Annotated in this window: 16 protein-coding genes; 1 reads left to right on the top strand and 15 read right to left on the bottom strand. The window is 41.6% G+C overall.

Annotated elements, in window-relative coordinates; translation table 11 throughout:
* Positions 1-87, top strand: a complete 87-nt coding sequence (locus tag N8M93_RS22895; protein WP_396125556.1) for an IS3 family transposase — start codon at positions 1-3, stop codon at positions 85-87.
* Positions 88-156: 69 nt separating this feature from the next.
* Here the strand turns inward: N8M93_RS22895 and N8M93_RS17525 are convergent, their stop codons facing one another.
* From N8M93_RS17525 to N8M93_RS17455, 15 genes are all read right to left on the bottom strand, one after another.
* Positions 157-543 carry an ectoine synthase gene (locus N8M93_RS17525; protein WP_261133916.1) on the bottom strand — a complete coding sequence of 129 codons (387 nt, stop codon included), beginning with the start codon at positions 541-543 and terminating at the stop codon, positions 157-159.
* 29 nt (positions 544-572) lie between these two features.
* On the bottom strand, positions 573-1,856 hold the full coding sequence (ectB, locus tag N8M93_RS17520; RefSeq protein ID WP_261133915.1) for a diaminobutyrate--2-oxoglutarate transaminase: 1,284 nt from the start codon (positions 1,854-1,856) through the stop codon (positions 573-575).
* A gap of 52 nt (positions 1,857-1,908) precedes the next feature.
* Positions 1,909-2,418, bottom strand: a complete 510-nt coding sequence (gene ectA, locus N8M93_RS17515; RefSeq protein ID WP_261133914.1) for a diaminobutyrate acetyltransferase — start codon at positions 2,416-2,418, stop codon at positions 1,909-1,911.
* 446 nt (positions 2,419-2,864) lie between these two features.
* Entirely contained in the window at positions 2,865-4,034 is a 1,170-nt protein-coding gene (gene ftsZ / locus N8M93_RS17510) for a cell division protein FtsZ (protein ID WP_261133913.1), read from the bottom strand.
* A gap of 42 nt (positions 4,035-4,076) precedes the next feature.
* Positions 4,077-5,360 carry a cell division protein FtsA gene (gene ftsA / locus N8M93_RS17505; protein WP_261133912.1) on the bottom strand — a complete coding sequence of 428 codons (1,284 nt, stop codon included), beginning with the start codon at positions 5,358-5,360 and terminating at the stop codon, positions 4,077-4,079.
* Positions 5,361-5,648: 288 nt separating this feature from the next.
* A complete protein-coding gene (locus tag N8M93_RS17500) occupies positions 5,649-6,008 on the bottom strand; it encodes a small basic family protein (protein WP_261133911.1) in 360 nt (119 codons plus the stop codon).
* Position 6,009: 1 nt separating this feature from the next.
* Positions 6,010-6,711 carry a DUF881 domain-containing protein gene (locus tag N8M93_RS17495; RefSeq protein WP_261133910.1) on the bottom strand — a complete coding sequence of 234 codons (702 nt, stop codon included), beginning with the start codon at positions 6,709-6,711 and terminating at the stop codon, positions 6,010-6,012.
* Positions 6,712-6,720: 9 nt separating this feature from the next.
* Positions 6,721-7,416, bottom strand: a complete 696-nt coding sequence (locus N8M93_RS17490) for a DUF881 domain-containing protein (protein ID WP_261133909.1) — start codon at positions 7,414-7,416, stop codon at positions 6,721-6,723.
* Positions 7,406-8,194: a cell division protein FtsQ/DivIB gene (locus N8M93_RS17485; RefSeq protein WP_261133908.1), complete on the bottom strand. Its 789-nt coding sequence runs from the start codon at positions 8,192-8,194 to the stop codon at positions 7,406-7,408. Before N8M93_RS17485 ends, N8M93_RS17490 begins: the two co-directional genes overlap by 11 nt.
* Positions 8,195-8,452: 258 nt before the next feature.
* Complete coding sequence (murB, locus tag N8M93_RS17480) at positions 8,453-9,355, bottom strand: UDP-N-acetylmuramate dehydrogenase (RefSeq protein WP_261133907.1); 903 nt, start codon at positions 9,353-9,355, stop codon at positions 8,453-8,455.
* A gap of 286 nt (positions 9,356-9,641) precedes the next feature.
* On the bottom strand, positions 9,642-10,742 hold the full coding sequence (gene spoVE, locus N8M93_RS17475) for a stage V sporulation protein E (protein ID WP_261133906.1): 1,101 nt from the start codon (positions 10,740-10,742) through the stop codon (positions 9,642-9,644).
* 113 nt (positions 10,743-10,855) lie between these two features.
* Positions 10,856-12,208: a UDP-N-acetylmuramoyl-L-alanine--D-glutamate ligase gene (murD, locus tag N8M93_RS17470; protein ID WP_261133905.1), complete on the bottom strand. Its 1,353-nt coding sequence runs from the start codon at positions 12,206-12,208 to the stop codon at positions 10,856-10,858.
* A 1-nt stretch (position 12,209) separates the two neighbouring features.
* Positions 12,210-13,181, bottom strand: coding sequence for a phospho-N-acetylmuramoyl-pentapeptide-transferase (gene mraY / locus N8M93_RS17465; protein WP_261133904.1), 972 nt, complete (start codon positions 13,179-13,181; stop codon positions 12,210-12,212).
* Positions 13,182-13,612: 431 nt separating this feature from the next.
* Positions 13,613-15,082 (bottom strand): UDP-N-acetylmuramoyl-L-alanyl-D-glutamate--2,6-diaminopimelate ligase, encoded by a 1,470-nt coding sequence (locus tag N8M93_RS17460; protein WP_261133903.1) that lies wholly within the window; start codon positions 15,080-15,082, stop codon positions 13,613-13,615.
* 202 nt (positions 15,083-15,284) lie between these two features.
* Positions 15,285-17,219, bottom strand: a complete 1,935-nt coding sequence (locus N8M93_RS17455; RefSeq protein WP_261133901.1) for a stage V sporulation protein D — start codon at positions 17,217-17,219, stop codon at positions 15,285-15,287.
* Between the last annotated feature and the right edge of the window lie 15 nt (positions 17,220-17,234).

Here is a 17,234-nt window from a genome sequence, read left to right as displayed (position 1 = left end):
GTGGAATACTACAATTCCTTTAGGTATCAATGGGGATTAAAAAGAATGACCCCAGAACAATTCCGGGGTCACCTCTTAGCTGCTTAGGTCCTTTTATTAAACTGTCTATTTTTAAGGGTACAGTTCATTACTCCATGGGATGTTCGTTTTATGTTATCAATCTTCTAATACTGGATAGACGCCATTTTCATCGTGTATTTCCTTACCGGTGATCGGAGGATTGAAAACACAAACCATCCTCATGTCTGTCTTTGCCCGAAGGAGATGTTCATCATTTTCATCCAGGGCATAAAGGGTATCCTTCTCAATCGGCCACACTTTATTATCTTTCAATGTCACTACTTCTCCTTCTCCTTCTATACAATAAACAGATTCTAAATGGTTTTGATACCATATATGCGTTTCAGTACCCGCTTTGATGACTGTATCATGGACAGAATAGCCCATGTTATCATCTTTCAAAATCAATCTTCTGCTTACCCAGTTTCCACCCTCAATGGAATGTTCAGAATTACTTACATCTTGTAGTTTGACGACTTTCATGAATCTGCCTCCTTAGCTCTATCTATTCATTAGTTGTGTACTGGTTCTTTTGCAAGGTGCCTTACACTAGCTTCTATGATTTCAAATCCTTTTTCCAATCCTTCCCTATCAATATTGATTGGCGGGAAGAGTTTGAACACTTCATCATTTGGTCCAGAAGTTTCCATAATCAAACCACGTTTGAATGCTTCTGCAGCAATTTCCTCAGCGAGACCTTCTTTTTTCGTTTCTATTCCGATCATCAATCCTCTTCCGCATACTTCTCCTTCAATCTCAGGATATTTATCAGTAAGGTTGATAAGGAATTCTTGAACTGTCCTTGCCTTATCTTGAATCTTTTTCTCGAATGTTTCATCTTCCCAATAATCAAGGGCAGCTGTTGCAGTTATGAAGGCATGGTTAAATCCTCGGAACGTACCATTGTGTTCACCAGGGGTCCAAATATCAAGATCTGGACGAATCAGCGTAATTGCAAGCGGTAAGCCATAACCACTAAGAGATTTTGACATACAGACGATATCTGGCCTTATCCCAGCTGGTTCGAAGCTGAAGAATGTCCCTGTCCTGCCTACACCAGCCTGAACATCATCAATGATCAATAGAATATCCCATTTCCGACAGATCTCTTCAATCCTTTTCATCCATTCGTAGCTGGCTGCATTGATTCCCCCTTCACCTTGAACAGTTTCAAAGATCATTGCAGCAGGAGTTTCTACACCACTTCCATTATCCTCCAGGAACCGCTCCAAATAATCCAAGCTATCAGTACCATTATCCATAAAGCTGTCAAATGGCATAGTCACCGTGTTTTGTAAAGGGATTCCTGCTCCTTTCCTTTTGACAGCATTTCCGGTTACAGACAAGGAACCGATCGTCATTCCATGAAACCCATTTGTGAAACTGATGATATCAGTTCGGCCAGTTACTTTTCTAGCTAATTTCAATGCACTTTCTACTGTATTGGTCCCCGTAGGACCAGGGAACATCATTTTATAATCATATCCCCTGGGCTCTAATATGGTATCTTTGAATTTCTGGATAAAATTCCTTTTGGCTACAGAAGCCATATCAAGTGAATGGGTGATCCCATCTCCACTAATGTATTCGATCAACGCCGTTTTCATTTTTTCATCGTTATGACCGTAATTCAAGGCACCAGCCCCAGAAAAGAAGTCAATGTATTCTTTACCGTTTTCGTCCCATAATTTATGTCCTTTTGCTTTATCGAAAACAACTGGGAAACTTCTACAATAGCTGCGGACTTCGGATTCCAATTCCTCAAAAAGTTTCAAATCTGCACTATTATTGTCCATTTTACATTCCTCCTTGATTCCATTTGGTATAAGTATTCGCTTTGATTCAAGGTCATCCATTGAAAGGACCGATTCGAAAATTAAGCTCCGATTCATGGTCATCAGAAGGGAAGAGATCATCCCCGAAACGTTCAGTTATTTCGCATTCAGTGTTTTGATGACGGGCAAATCCTTCAAATAAGGATCTGGAAGCTTGATTGGATGGTGTTACTGTAGCTTCCAGGTAACGAAGGTCTTTGCAAACTGGTCGATCGATCAATTCAGAAAGCATTTTTGATGCAATCCCTTTTCCTCTCTTATTCGGATCTACGCCTACTTGCCAGACGAATACTACTTCAGGTTGCTCTGGCGGGATGAACGCTGTGACGAATCCGACTGTTTGTTCATTTATCTTTGCAACGACGCATGTCTCAGAAAAGAACTCGCTCATCATGATATACTTATAGGATGAGTTTTGATCAAGACTGGTATCGTTGACGATTTGCCACATTGCTTTCCCATCTTCCAATGCAGGTTTGGTATAGATGATTTCATCTAAAGTTTGGACGGTTTCAGTGATCATATCGGTTGTAATTCATTCTCCTTTCTGACTATTTTGAAAATCGGGCATGTGCTTATATTATAAGTACCAGGTATAATCATCAAACCATCTGAATTGCTAATAACATCGATCAGTACCACTGAATAGCCATGAGCGATAGTAAGGTGTGCTATATAAAGATATCCTGTGGATTAGTAGATATTTCAGACATTCTTATAGAATGGAATTCACACTCCCACGATTTAAATCCCATAAGCTGATCGGTCCAGTGGGTTTTCAAATGACTCCACGCCTCAGGCCATTATAAAGAAGTGGGCCGTAGACACCATAATCGGAGACTATGAAGCCCTTTCCAGCTTATTAGAGTTGTAAAGTTAAAGACTTACTTTGGTAATTGATAACAAGCAACATCTCCGAACATAAAAAAGCTGTCCCCCTTCGTGGAGACAGCTTTCAGGTTTTGAAATTTAGCGACGACGGTTTCGGTTTCTTAGGAATGCAGGGATATCCAATGTATCATTGAAATCCGTCTGAGGATTTGAACTTGAATTCCGTTGACTTTCTTGTTGTCTAGAAGGTTGCCCTTCTTCACGACTGCTTTGTTTCTGTGGAGAAGGTTGACTAGGCTGCTGGTTATTCATTGTCTGTTTCGGTCTTTGCTGCTGTGGCTTTGCTTGTGGTTGTGTATCGTCAAAGCCTGTCGCAATAACCGTTACTAGAATTTCGTCCTTCAAGTCTTCATTGATGACTGAACCAAAAATCATGTTAACATCTTCATCTGAAGCAGAAGAAACGATATCTGCAGCTTCGTTCACTTCATAAAGACTCAAGTTCGAACCGCCAGTGATATTCATAAGAACACCTTTAGCTCCATCAATTGATGTTTCCAACAATGGACTGGAAATTGCTTTTTTCGCAGCATCTGTTGCACGGTTTTCGCCAGCTGCGACACCGATTCCCATCAAAGCAGATCCTTTGGATGTCATGATCGTTTTCACATCTGCAAAATCCAGGTTGATCAATCCAGGCACCGCAATCAAGTCAGAGATACCTTGTACACCCTGACGAAGTACATTATCCGCTTCACGGAATGCTTCAAGCATCGGTGTGTTTTTATCAACGATTTCCAATAATCGGTCGTTCGGGATTACAATCAATGTATCAACTTTTTCTTTCAGTGTTTCTATTCCACCTACTGCATGGGTTGAACGTTTACGTCCTTCAAAAGTGAATGGACGAGTCACGACTCCAACAGTCAATGCTCCAATTTCCTTTGCGATTTCAGCAATGACTGGAGCAGCACCCGTTCCTGTTCCACCGCCCATACCAGCAGTAACGAACACCATATCCGCACCCTGCAGGACCTCTTCGATCTGTTCTTTGCTTTCTTCTGCAGCTTTTTTACCTATATCCGGATTAGCACCCGCACCGAGACCTCTTGTCAGCTTGGCACCGATCTGCATTTTCTTTTCTGCTCTTGAAAGATTCAAGGCTTGTGCATCCGTGTTGACTGCTATGAACTCAACACCTTGAACGTTGTTTTCGATCATTCGGTTGACAGCGTTACTACCACCACCGCCTACACCGATTACTTTAATTTTTGCGAGTCCATCCATATTCATATCAAACTCTAGCATTTGCGATCCTCCTAATCTACTGATTTTTCTCTTCACGAGGGATTATTCAAAGAAGGTTCCGAACCATTCCTTCATCTTGTTTTTGACACCAGGTTTATCTTTCTCTACCCGTTGTTCGGAATTCCTACGCTTCTTCGCCGGCTGCTCTTCAACGTGATGCTCCTCAGAAATGGAAGCAGCCACTTCTTTTCCCTGGATTTTGACGTTTTTGAATGTGAATTGTATCAATCCGACTCCTGTGGTGTATTGTGCTTCTCGCACACCAATATAATCAGGCATGGAAATACGTACATTCTGATCTAGAACTTCCCTTGCCAATTCCAATACACCCGGCATGGCTACCACTCCGCCAGTCAGTACAAATCCTCCTGGGAGTTCATTGTATCCATTTCGATGAAGCTCTTCCATGACTAGACCGAAGATTTCTTCCATCCGTGGTTCGATGATATGTGCAAGTTCATATTGTGAAAATTGCTGTTCATTAGATGAACCAATCCTTGCCACTTCGAATGATTCTTCGTCAGATGCATGGTCAATAAAAGCATGTCCATGTTTAACCTTAACACGTTCAGCATCTTCTGTCGTGGTCCTAAGACCAATCGAGATATCTTTAGTAACAAAGTCTCCGCCAATAGGCAGTACTTTTGTAAACTGGATCGTACCTTGATCGAAAACTGTAAGAGTCGTGGAACCCGCTCCCATATCTACAAGTGCGACTCCAAGATTACGCTCATCTTTATTCAAGGATACTGTTCCAGCTGCTAATGGCTGAAGGCAGATATCTGCAACATCCAGACCGGCACGTTCAACACAACGGAGAACATTATGTAATATCGTTTTCGATCCTGTTATCAGAATTCCTTCCATTTCCAATCTGACACCGATCATACCTCTAGGATCATTGATTTCACCAAGCCCATCAACAACAAACTCACGTGGAATCACATCAATGATTTCCCGTTCTGGAGGTATGGACATTACTTGGGCTGCATCTATGACTCTTGTAATATCTTCATCGCGTATTTCCCGGTCTTCACTTGATACTGCTACGACCCCGTGGCATGGTTGCAGTTGCACATGATTGCCAGTGATACCGACAATAACTGAATTTATCTGTACTCCAACCATTCTTTCGGCTTGTTCAACAGCTTTTTTTATCGAACGAACAGTTTCATCAATATCAACTATAGAACCTTTTTTGATTCCTTCTGATTTTGCATTCCCTACTCCAATGACATTAAAGGACTCATCAGACATTTCTCCAATGATTACTTTAATATTGGATGTACCGATGTCTAAGCTAATCATAACTTCGCTGCTGTTCATTCTTTGGCACCTCCTTCAAAATATCGACTCTTGCTTGATTGTTTGTTTGTTTTCATTTCAGGCTATTCATTTCATTTTTTCATAAAATCTGTTCCGCTTTCCTTGAAGCTGAGTGATCTTCAAGTTTTACAGGATTTCATTAATATGCTTTTCCTTATTCATTGAATCCGACAGTTTTGGATTTAAAAAGCTGGATAAAAAAAACGAAGATACCTGATAAAATCCGTAATTAAGGAATGTATTCAACATCAAGCAAGCATTCCCTTTATTTTTTAAAAGTTTTTTACGTTAATTTCTTTCTGTTTGCTGAATCTTAGAGCTTTTAGAGAGAAGTAATCTACGGATCACCGCAATATTGTTGAATAGTCTCACTCCAAAAGCAAAAATCGCAGCTAAATACAAGTCTACACCAAGATGGACACCTAGAAAAGCTAAACCTGCTGCAAGTAGAATATTAAAGAAAAAACCTGAGACAAACACTCTGTCGTCAAAGGTTTTTTGCAATTGAGCACGTATTCCACCAAACAAGGTGTCTAATGCTGCTAAAACCGCTATGGACAGATAGCTTGTATACTCTGGAGGCACCCGCAAATCGGACATGAACCCAAGAAGGAGGCCGATCAATAACCCTAATACAGGAAGCCACATATTACGTATCCTCCTTCTCTTTCATAAATTTGACGCGCAGTTGTTGATTGTATGGTGGTAAAGAAACTTCATCAACCAATTCTGATGATAACAGAAGGTTTTCACGGGCAAAATCTTCTCCTGATTGAGAAGTCAGCATTTCTGTGTGCAGTTTTCCTGGATCTCTGGAAAGGACTTTAATCTTGATAGGTATAGGAGAAATTGGCTTGTCATTTATGTAGGTCTTGCCATTGACTTCTCGAATCGGGGTGGTATTGATAATCCTTTCACCATCAATTGCTATTTCCTCTGCCCCATAACTGTTGAGTTCATTGATCAAACGTCTTAATAGCTCGGGATGAATGGAAAAAGCAGGTTTTCCTACCAAATCCTCATCATTTAATAATGGTTCGATCGTTAATTCGATTCCTTGACCGCTAACTTCCGTTAGACCGGCATCTTTTTTCAGATCGGCAAGAGTCAGTTCCAAAGTTTCCAGCTGTCCTTTTTTATCAGAGCCAGAATACTCGTCAATCAGTTGTTCATATTTATAAATTTCGGCATAAAGCTCCTGCTGCACCTGTTTTTGGCTTTCCAAATCATTTCTCAGTTCCCATATATCCCTCGTATCACGTACGACTGGCTCTTGATTCGTATGAAATTGAACTGCAAGCATAAAACCGACAATCATGGTCATGATAAAGAATTTAAGACGTCTTTTCATGGTCGTTTGTCATCCTTCCCGAGCAATAAAAGGAGGTATTTCAATCGAGGATTCTTTTTGGATACGAACCTGTACTCCATCATCCACTAACTGATCGGTGATATTTCCTGTCAAATTCAAGGAGTTTGAAAAGATATCTGGATCTCCTATGGCAGTTATCACAAATGGAGCAGGGTGTTTTACTCCGTCTACACTTACGACAGGTCCTACACAAGCGATATTACTCGTATGAGAGATACGTTGCCCATTGATGGCAACCGCCTCAGCTCCCGTCACATACAACTCATGGATGACCATCCGGATATGTTCTTCATGAACGATATAGTCGTTCGGATTTTCCGCATCAGGTATGTAAGAACTGTCTTCAAGAGAAACAGATATCCCTTGCCCTACAACGGGGACTTGTCCGACTACTTTCCTCAGTTTCTTGATCTCTTCTACAAAGTTGAACGATCTTTTTTCTTGTTCTGCAATATCATCTTCCATTTCACTTACCTTTTTCTGAGCCTCTTCAAGCTCGCTTTGCAAATTACGGTTTTCCCTTTGAATGGAAAGGATGCTAGAACGCAATTGATCTTCCCGCTTCCATTGATCATTGGTAGGTTGTATTCTTTCTTCCTTCGTATATTGATAGGAAAAGGCAATCATGAATCCAGTGACAAGCAAGACTAATGAGTAGATTGCATACTTTCCTCTAACCTTCATTCTCTGTTTGTTCCTCTCCTTCTTCCTCTTCGATATCAAATGCTTCGAATCTAGGTGACTCTGACATATGGATTACACCATTTGTATTTCCATCAAGCTTGTCCACGATAGAAGGATAGTATTGCATATAGGCTGCAAAATCAGTGATTCTGGATTGGACTTCAAAACCGTCATTCATGTACAGCGTTATATGCTTGGCGTCCTTATCAGTTGGAGTAAGGTGGATTTCCGATATTCTTAACCGTACACTTTCTGATAGTTTTGTTAATTCTGCAGCCATCTCTTTAATCAAATCTTCTTTTTCCCAGTTTACTAAAATAGGCGCATTCGAGGGCACAGTAGCTTCAGAAACTTGTGGAAGCGACTCTCCATTTTGCAGCAATGGCAAGTATTTTCCATCTGATGTCAAAAATGCCACCTTTTCGAATTCAGTTATAGTAATAACGACTTTATTTGGAAAGACTTTCTCCACATTCACGGACTCGACTTGTACAATCTTTTGGACATCAGATTCAGCAGCCTTGGGATTGACAGACCAATAGCTCGTATCTGTTGAAAAATCAAGCTGTTCCAATATGATATTTTCCGGAATCAATTGGTTTCCCTTAATATCTATCGTTCTCACATCACTTAATGGTGATTGGAAGTAGACGATGATCAGGATGAGTAAAAAGAAAAAAGAAATGTAGAATATCATTCTTCGATTCGCTTTTTGTTTTCGTTGTTGTTTCAGTTTCGGTATACGGTCTTCTATCGTTGTTACCTTTTCATTCTTCATCAAGGCTTCCCCCATTTGATGAGGACTTAGAAAGAGTTAAGGGGCTAACCAATGTGTGTCTGAACTGCTGCTCTGACCAACATTTCGAGTCAACCCCGTTCCATATGTCCACTCTTTCAGAACACATCTATTTAGTTGTATTATAGCACACTAAAATGGTACATTAATCCATCTTTTCTACTTCTGAAAAGATTTTTTCAATGCGTTGTTTTCGTATATTTTGATGGTTCAAAAGGTCATCTGACTATTTACAATCCATCATCGTCCAATCATTTCAACTTCCGTCTCCATATCGATATCATGTGCCTCTTTTATCGTACTTTTCACCAAATCAATTAACTCTAGGACATCCTTTGCTTTCGCATCTCCAGTATTGACGATGAAATTGGCGTGCATTTCAGAAATCTGGGCACCACCGATCATCTTTCCTTTTAACCCTGAACTTTCAATCAATTGACCAGCATAATTCGGTAATGGATTACGGAAGACACTCCCGCAACAAGGATGATTCCACGGCTGGGTTTCTTTTCGATAATCTTTATTTTTTTGCATGACATCCGTAATGCTTTCTCGATCACCTTGTTTCAATTGTAAGACAGCTTCTATACAAATCCCTGGTTTTTTCTGAAGAATCGAGGTACGGTATGAAAACCCCATCTCATCAGCAGACAACCATTCTATCGATCCATCTTCAAATAGAATATGAGCTTTCGTCAAAATTTTGGACATATCTGAACCGTGAGCACCCGCATTCATATAAACCGCTCCACCAAGTGATCCAGGAATTCCACTTGCGAATTCTAATCCAGCCATACCTTTACGACTCATGATCGTTGAAAGTTTCACTAAGGAATAGCCCCCACCTACGAGTATTTCTTCACCATTTTCTTCTAGATGATCTGTACCCTTCCCTAGTTTGATGACAACTCCCTCAATCCCCTCATCAGAAACCAATAAATTCGATCCGCGTCCAATCGTGGTCCATGGTACCTCGTTTGTTTTGACGATATCGATGACCTTCTTCAATGCTTCAACAGAATCAGGTTCCACAAAGACATCGGCAGGGCCTCCGATTTTTATCGTTGTATGTTTGGAAAGTGGTTCATCTCTTACTACTTTTCCTACATCAGCTTGTTCTAATTGTTCAATAATATAATCCACTTCACTTACACCACCTTAAATATCTCTATTTTATGATATGCACCAAACATGTACATAGCTAAACATGTGCACACTACTGGATAATCATTGTTTTTTCAATGATTTTTTATAAATGACTCAAAAGCAACAATCTCTTAGAAAAGAGCGTTTCAAAATGTTTCGTACGTGAACTTTCTTAAGTTGCAAAAAAAGAAACTTGGCATCTGCCAAGCTGATCCGTCCTTGCCCATAAAATGAATGATACCTCATTTTAAAGTCTAATAGAACGCGGGTTGATTGTCTAGCATTAATACCGTGCATATCGGCTTATGTTCAATAAAACACCTAGCGCCATCAGCATCAGGGTTAAAGAAGATCCGCCATAGCTTAAAAATGGGAGGGTGATCCCCGTGACAGGCATCAACCCAGTCACTACTCCTATATTGATCATGACCTGGATCGCGATCATACCGATAATACCGATTGCAAGAAGGCTTCCGAATAAATCAGGTGCTCCCAGTGCAATACGTACGCCTCTCCATAACAGGAGGCCGAATAACAACAGAACTAACGAACCACCAATGAAACCCAGTTCCTCTGCAAGTATTGCAAAGATGAAATCAGTTTGTGGCTCTGGCAGATACCCGAACTTCTGTCGGCTTTGTCCAAGACCCAGCCCTAGCAAACCACCTGGTCCGATTGCATAAAGAGACTGGATGATTTGAAACCCGCTGCCAAGAGGGTCACTCCATGGATCCAGAAATGATGTAATCCTCTTGATCCGGTATGGCGCTGAAATGATCAAGACAACAAATCCAACCAGTCCGATGAAGCCCAATCCGACGAAGTGGCTTACCCTCGCTCCAGCTACATAGATCATCACGATGCATGTCCCTACTAAGACAGCTCCCGTACCTAGGTCTGGCTGAAGCATGATCATGCCAAAGGCAAATAGTACAACTCCGAGTGAAGGAACCAGCCCTTTTTTAAAAGAAGTGATTCGCTTTTGATTCAGAGATAAGTACCTTGCCAGAAATGCAATCATCGCAAGCTTCGTAAATTCAGAGGGCTGGATGGAGAAAGCACCAACACCGATCCAGCTTCTGGCCCCACCACGGACCATCCCTATACCAGGGATCAAAACAGCGACAAGAAGGACAAAGCAGGCAATAAGGAGAAGTTTCGACCAATTCGACCAGCTCCAATAATCCACTTGCATGATCAAGAACATCGCAATGATACCTAACCCTGCAAATAATAATTGTCGCTTAGCGAAGAAGAAGGAATCTTCGAAACGGATCTCTGCCCATTGGGCACTGGCACTATATACAGTTATGATTCCAATCGCAAGCAATGTCATCGTCACAATAACCAAAACGAAATCTGGTGTTTTTTTAGCCTTAGGCAATCAAGACACCCCTAATCCATAGGTTTAAAACGTCCTGTTATGGTGGTGTCCAGAAAGTAGACATTCCCATTCACCGGTATCAGAAGTGGGCTATCACTTTCGAACAACCTCTATTACCTAAGTTTATGCACCGCTTCGATAAACATGTCCCCTCTTTGCTCGAAAGAAGGATACTGATCCCAACTTGCACATGCCGGAGATAATAATACGACATCACCTGAAACGGAGCACTCATAAGCAACAGGAACCGCCTTTTCAACATTATCAACATGTTCAATCACCTTTATTCCTGCTTCTTTTGCGGTTTTTATCAGTTTCGGTGCTGTTTCTCCGAATGTAATCAGTGCTTTTGTATTGTTTAAATAAGGAATCAATGCATCAAAATCGTTTCCTCGATCCAATCCACCAGCAAGTAGAACCAATGGTTGGTTAAAGGCTGAAATCGCTTTTTGCGTAGCGAGGATATTGGTTGCCTTCGAATCATTATAAAATTTCACACCTTCAACAGTATCTACATATTGCAGTCGATGCTCTACCCCGCTGAAAGTTTTTAAAATGTTGATGATTTGATTGTTATCTGCTCCTGCAATTTTGGCAGCAGAAGTCGCAGCCAAGATGTTTTCAAGGCTGTGTTCACCTGGAAGGACGATTTCATCAATTGCAATGATCCTTTCATCATTGAATGTCACAAAACCCTCTTTCAGACAAGCACCATTTGATAACGTCTGCTTTGTACTGAATGGCACCTTTTTGCTCTTCACATTTTCAACCAACGCCATGACTTCTTGATCGTCGGCATTGAAGATACAAAAGTCTTCTTCAGTTTGATTCATGAATAATCGTGCTTTCGCTTTCCCATATGCTTCACGTGTCCCATGATAATCCAGGTGGGCATCAAATATATTCAGAAGTACACCAATGTAGGGTTTGAAAGTTTGGACACCCATCAATTGAAAACTTGAAAGCTCCGCAACAAGGATATCATCCACATCTGTCTGATCAGCTACCTCACATAGGACTGTACCGATATTTCCTGCGACTATTGGTTTTTTCGGACTGTTCTCCATCATCAGTCCTACTAATGTGGTAGTCGTTGTTTTTCCGTTGGAACCCGTAATACCAATGATTTCAGCATCAGTCAGATAGGAAACGAGTTCTACTTCAGTAAATACCGGAATCTCCTTTTCCAGTGCTGCGTCAATCAATGGGTTAGTATACGGGATACCTGGATTCTTCACTATGAAATCGATCGGCTTGTCCAACAAAGTCAGCGGATGGCTCCCGCAGTGGACTTCTACACCCTGGTTGATCAGTTTTTTTGCTTCCTGATTCTTTTCAAGCTCTTTCATATCGTTAACAACAACATTCGCACCATACTTGATTAACACTTTGGCTGCAGCAAAACCGCTCTTCGCAAGTCCAACTACCAGCACATTCTTATTGTTGAGTTCATGTTTGCGCTCCACTTTAGATCAACACCTCGATATAAACACCAATTGCTGCCAGCAACAATCCTGCAGCCCAGAAGGTTACAACGATCCGCCATTCACTCCAACCACTCAACTCATAATGATGATGTAATGGGCTCATCTTGAATATACGTCTTCCTGTGGCTTTGAATGATACGACTTGAATCATGACTGACAAAGTCTCCATGACGAATACTCCCCCGATGAGGACAAGCAGCAGTTCCATTTTCGTCAGAATCGCTACCGCAGCAATCGCTCCTCCTAAGGCTAATGATCCGGTGTCACCCATGAATACTTTAGCCGGATGTGCATTGAAGACCAGAAAGCCTAGAAGGGACCCTACGACAGCAAGACAAAATAAAGCAATACTAAGTTCAAAATTACTTGTAGCGACCACAGCAAAAGCGCCGAAAGCAATGGCAGCGGTTCCGGCCAAAAGGCCATCAAGGCCATCTGTCAAATTTACCGCATTGGATGCACCGACAAGCATCACGATGATAAGAATGAAATAAAACCAGCCTAATTCAATCGACCACTCAGTACCAGGTACTGCCAATGCTGTCGATATACCAGCTACTTTCATACCAAAATAGAAAATGATTGCTATTACGAGTTGTCCCAGCAGCTTCTGTTTAGAAGTCAGGCCCAGATTCCGCTTCATGACCACCTTGATGAAATCGTCAATGAATCCAATGATTCCATACCCTAACGTGACAAACAACAAAATCATCGTTTCTAATGTAAGTAATCCAGAATACCAGGAAATAACTAAAGTCGTTATAATTAATGAAACGATGATGACTATACCACCCATAGTAGGTGTCCCAGATTTCTTCAGATGTGATTTGGGCCCTTCTTCACGTATGCTTTGGCCGAATTTTAAACGTTTTAAAAATGGTATGAAAATCGGCGAAAGGACGACAGCTACAAAAAATGAAGCCAGAAGGGTAACAATTAATGCTGTATCCATTCTTTTAACCCCTCCCAGTAATGGTTCTCTAAATAATTTACTTGGTTATTTATTGTTATGTTCACGAAATTCACTCTCTCTACGCCGGAGATCCACAATGCGGAAGCGCCCCCCCTTGACGTGGTATTGACGATTGACTTATCTGTTCTTCCGCTAGCGATCTCATCCGGTCCTTGCCATCCGTTAACGGACACAGAAGACCTTATTTGGCCAAAACAACAAGGTTTTATAAACCTAACGGACACCAGGGACCTTATTTCGCAAGAATCATTAAAAATCAGTTGCTTTTTTACAAATAACGGCTCTGGTGTCCGTTAGCTAAAAATAGAAGACCTTGAAATCAATGGCGCGCTTCTCCAAGCATGATTGTATCGAATAATGTCCATAAGCCGCAAAATTAAAATGAATAGCACAAGCTTAATTGGAAAAATTCATTGAACCTTCCCTTGCATAGCTTCCCGGGCGACTTTTCGATCATCGAAATCGATCGTCCTGTCCCCGATGGTCTGGTAGGTTTCATGTCCTTTCCCGGCTATCAATATGATGTCGTTCTCTTTTGCATTCTCAACGGCGTACCGTATAGCGGATTTCCGATCGGAAATCGACGTATATGAACCATCCTTAATGCCGGCTTCCATATCTTTAAGGATTTGTTCCGGATCTTCCGAGCGAGGATTATCGGATGTAAAAATGGCATGATCGGAGTTGTCGACTGCAATACGAGCCATCAATGGCCTTTTTGTCCGGTCGCGGTCTCCTCCACACCCGACGATGACGGATATCTTACCTTCAGCAAACTCTCTGATTGTGGTCAACACATTTTCCAAACTGTCGGGTGTATGGGCATAATCGACAATGACTGTGTATGGTTGTCCTCCATCTACAACTTCAAATCGACCCGGAACCCCTTCTAGTCTTTCGACAGATTCCACCATTTTTTGTTCATCAAGACCTGCAGCTATTCCAGCTGTTACAGCAGCCAGGACATTATATACACTGAATTTACCAATCAGCTTCATCTGAACCTTATAAATACCCCTCAATGTATGCAATTGAAACGTTGTCCCTTTTCCTGTGATGGATATTTCTTTCGCCATGACATCGCTATCGTTTTCAATTCCATATGTCATGATTTGAGCTGCAGTGACTTTCTTGTATTTTGCTGTTGCTGGATCATCTTCATTCAAGACAGCGAGTTTTTCCTTCCTGTTACCATATGTATTTCCAAGTTGGGAAAAAAGAAGCCCTTTTGCCTGGAGGTACTGGTCCATCGTTTTATGATAATCAAGATGGTCCTGTGAAAGATTTGTAAATATGGCAATATCAAAATCACAGCCACGTACCCTCCCCATTTCCAGGGCATGGGAAGATACCTCCATGAATGCGCCATCCACGTTTTCATCGACCATTTTTGCAAAAGCTTTCTGAAGGAATGGTGACTCTGGTGTTGTATTGGCTACGGGGTACTTTTGATTGTTGATTCTCATCTCAATCGTTCCGATTACGCCAGTCCGATTCCCCTGATCCTGGAACATTTCATCCAGGATGTGTGTAATTGTAGTCTTTCCATTCGTCCCTGTAACACCAATCAACTGTAGTTGATGTGTAGGGTGATCATAGAATTGGTCTGAAAGTACCGCTAGCGCGTGGCGGCTGTCTCTAACGAGTATAACTGGTACTGTTGTTTCAACCATTTCTTCAGCTACAATCGCAGCAGCTCCTTTTTTGACAACATCCTCGACATATTCATGTCCATCAAAATTCGCCCCTTTAATACAAACAAAGAGGTTACCGCTTTCTACATTACGAGAATCCATCTCAATCCCCGTGATTTCCGGATTCCCATCGTTCTTCAATTGATACACAAAAAGCTTATCAAGTAATTCATTTAATTTCTTCATTTCTGACATTCCATCCTTTATGCTTATCGTCCATCTCTATATTACTATACCTTCAAAAGAAAGTGCCAAACACTCTCGAAGATCAACAGTCTTTATAAGAGCACTCTACTCAGATCTGTTGATTGAACAAGAGAATGTCTGACACCATTTTCAAATCCATGACTCCTATGCTTGTTCCAGAAGTAGTACTCTTGCTTCCATTCTAATCCTCTGAAGTTGTTTTGTCACCCATATAAAGACGAATCGTCGACCCTACTGTCATTTTAAGGCCAGGATCAGGGGCCTGGTCAATGACAACATCTCCTGAACCAACAGTTTCGATTTTTAATTCATAGAAGGCTTTATGGATATCCTGCCTTGTTTTTCCTTTAAGATCTGGAATATGAATCAAAGGCTGATCAAGCCAGGTCAATTCTTTTTCTACTTGATTCTTCCGTTTAGGTACACCCATTGCTGGCAGACTATCCTCAATGATATTCCCAACAATCGGGGCCGCTACAATTCCTCCGAATTGCAATGTACCTTTCGGATTATCCACAGCTACATACACCACGATTTGAGGGTCATCAGCAGGAGCGAATCCAATAAAAGATACGATATGATTGTCTTTTAAATATTGACCATTTACAGCTTTCTGTGCAGTCCCTGTTTTTCCTCCCACACGGTAGCCATCTACAAAAGCGCCTTTACCAGTGCCTTGAGCTACAACAGTTTCAAGTGCTTCTCTAACTTGTTTTGAAGTCTCCTCTGAAATGACACGTCGCTTCATATCTGGAGTTGTTCTACTTACGGTTTCTCCTGTTTCAGGATCCAACCATTCTTTCGCTACGTATGGAGTGTACAGGTAACCTCCATTCACAGCCGCAGCAACTGCGGAAACCTGCTGGATCGGTGTTACGGAGACACCCTGTCCGAATGCTGTAGTTGCTAGTTCAAGCGGACCAACTCTATCAAGATTGAAAAGGATTCCCGTGCTTTCTCCTTGAAGATCGATTCCGGTCTTTTCACCGAAACCAAAGTCCTTGATATATGAAAACAACTTCTCTTTACCTAACCGCTGTCCTAATACGACAAACCCCGGGTTACATGAATTTTGAACCACTTCTAAAAAGGTTTCACTTCCATGCCCGCCTTTTTTCCAACATCTTAATTTTCGCCCCGCCACTTCTATCGAACCTGGATCATGGATCGAGTCTCTTTGAAGATCCACCTTATTTTCTTCGAGTGCAGCAGCTAGCGTGATGATCTTGAAAGTTGACCCTGGTTCATATGTGCTCCACACCGGTTTATTACGATTGTATATCTCTTGAGGAACTTCCCGGTAATTGGATGGATTATAATCTGGCCTAGAGGACATTCCAAGAATTTCACCTGTTTTCGGATCCATGGCGATCGCGACGACTCCATCTGGATTATAGGTTGCTTCTGCTATATCCAATTCACGTTCGATGATCGATTGTACTTTGGAATCGATGGTAAGTTTCAGGTCAAGACCATCAGTCGGAGGTTCATATTCATCCGATAATGAGGGCATCCGATTTCCCCGGACATCTGTATAAAAGGATACATGTCCCTCATCTCCACTCAAATAATCATCATATTGAAGCTCCAACCCAGTCAAACCCTGGTTGTCAATTCCGACGAACCCTAAGACGTGAGATAAGTAGTTTCCAAAAGGATAATGGCGTTTGCTGTCCTCCGCTATGAATACACCGGGCAGATCATAAGCTCGTATTTCATTCGCTTTCTTATTACTGATTTTCCTGCCTCCCGGATAAATGTTGACGATCGATTCTTTCTTAGTAATGGTCTTATATACTTCTTTTTCACTGATATTCAACGCCGCTGCCAGTTTCTGTGCAGTCCCGGCAGGGTCCCTCACTTGCTTGGGTACGACATAAACTGTGGGAGCGCTTATATTTTTCGCAATTCCTACTCCATTTCGGTCGAGGATCTCTCCGCGTTTCGGTTCAAATGGTACATTACGGCTCCATGAATCGAGAGCCAAACCTGTCAACCATTCCCCTTTCACAAACTGAACATAACCTAAACGACCCATGATCACTATTAGAAATAAGAGACCGGCTACAAACACAAAAACTAGCCGCCTCCGTACAGTCACATTAGAAACACGCACTTGTCCAACCTCCTC

The sequence above is a fragment of the Bacillus sp. Marseille-Q3570 genome (genome assembly GCF_946151055.1).
Lineage (GTDB): Bacteria > Bacillota > Bacilli > Bacillales > Fictibacillaceae > Pseudalkalibacillus.
Note: the sequence above shows the minus strand (reverse complement) of the source record. Positions and strands in the feature narration are given on the sequence as shown.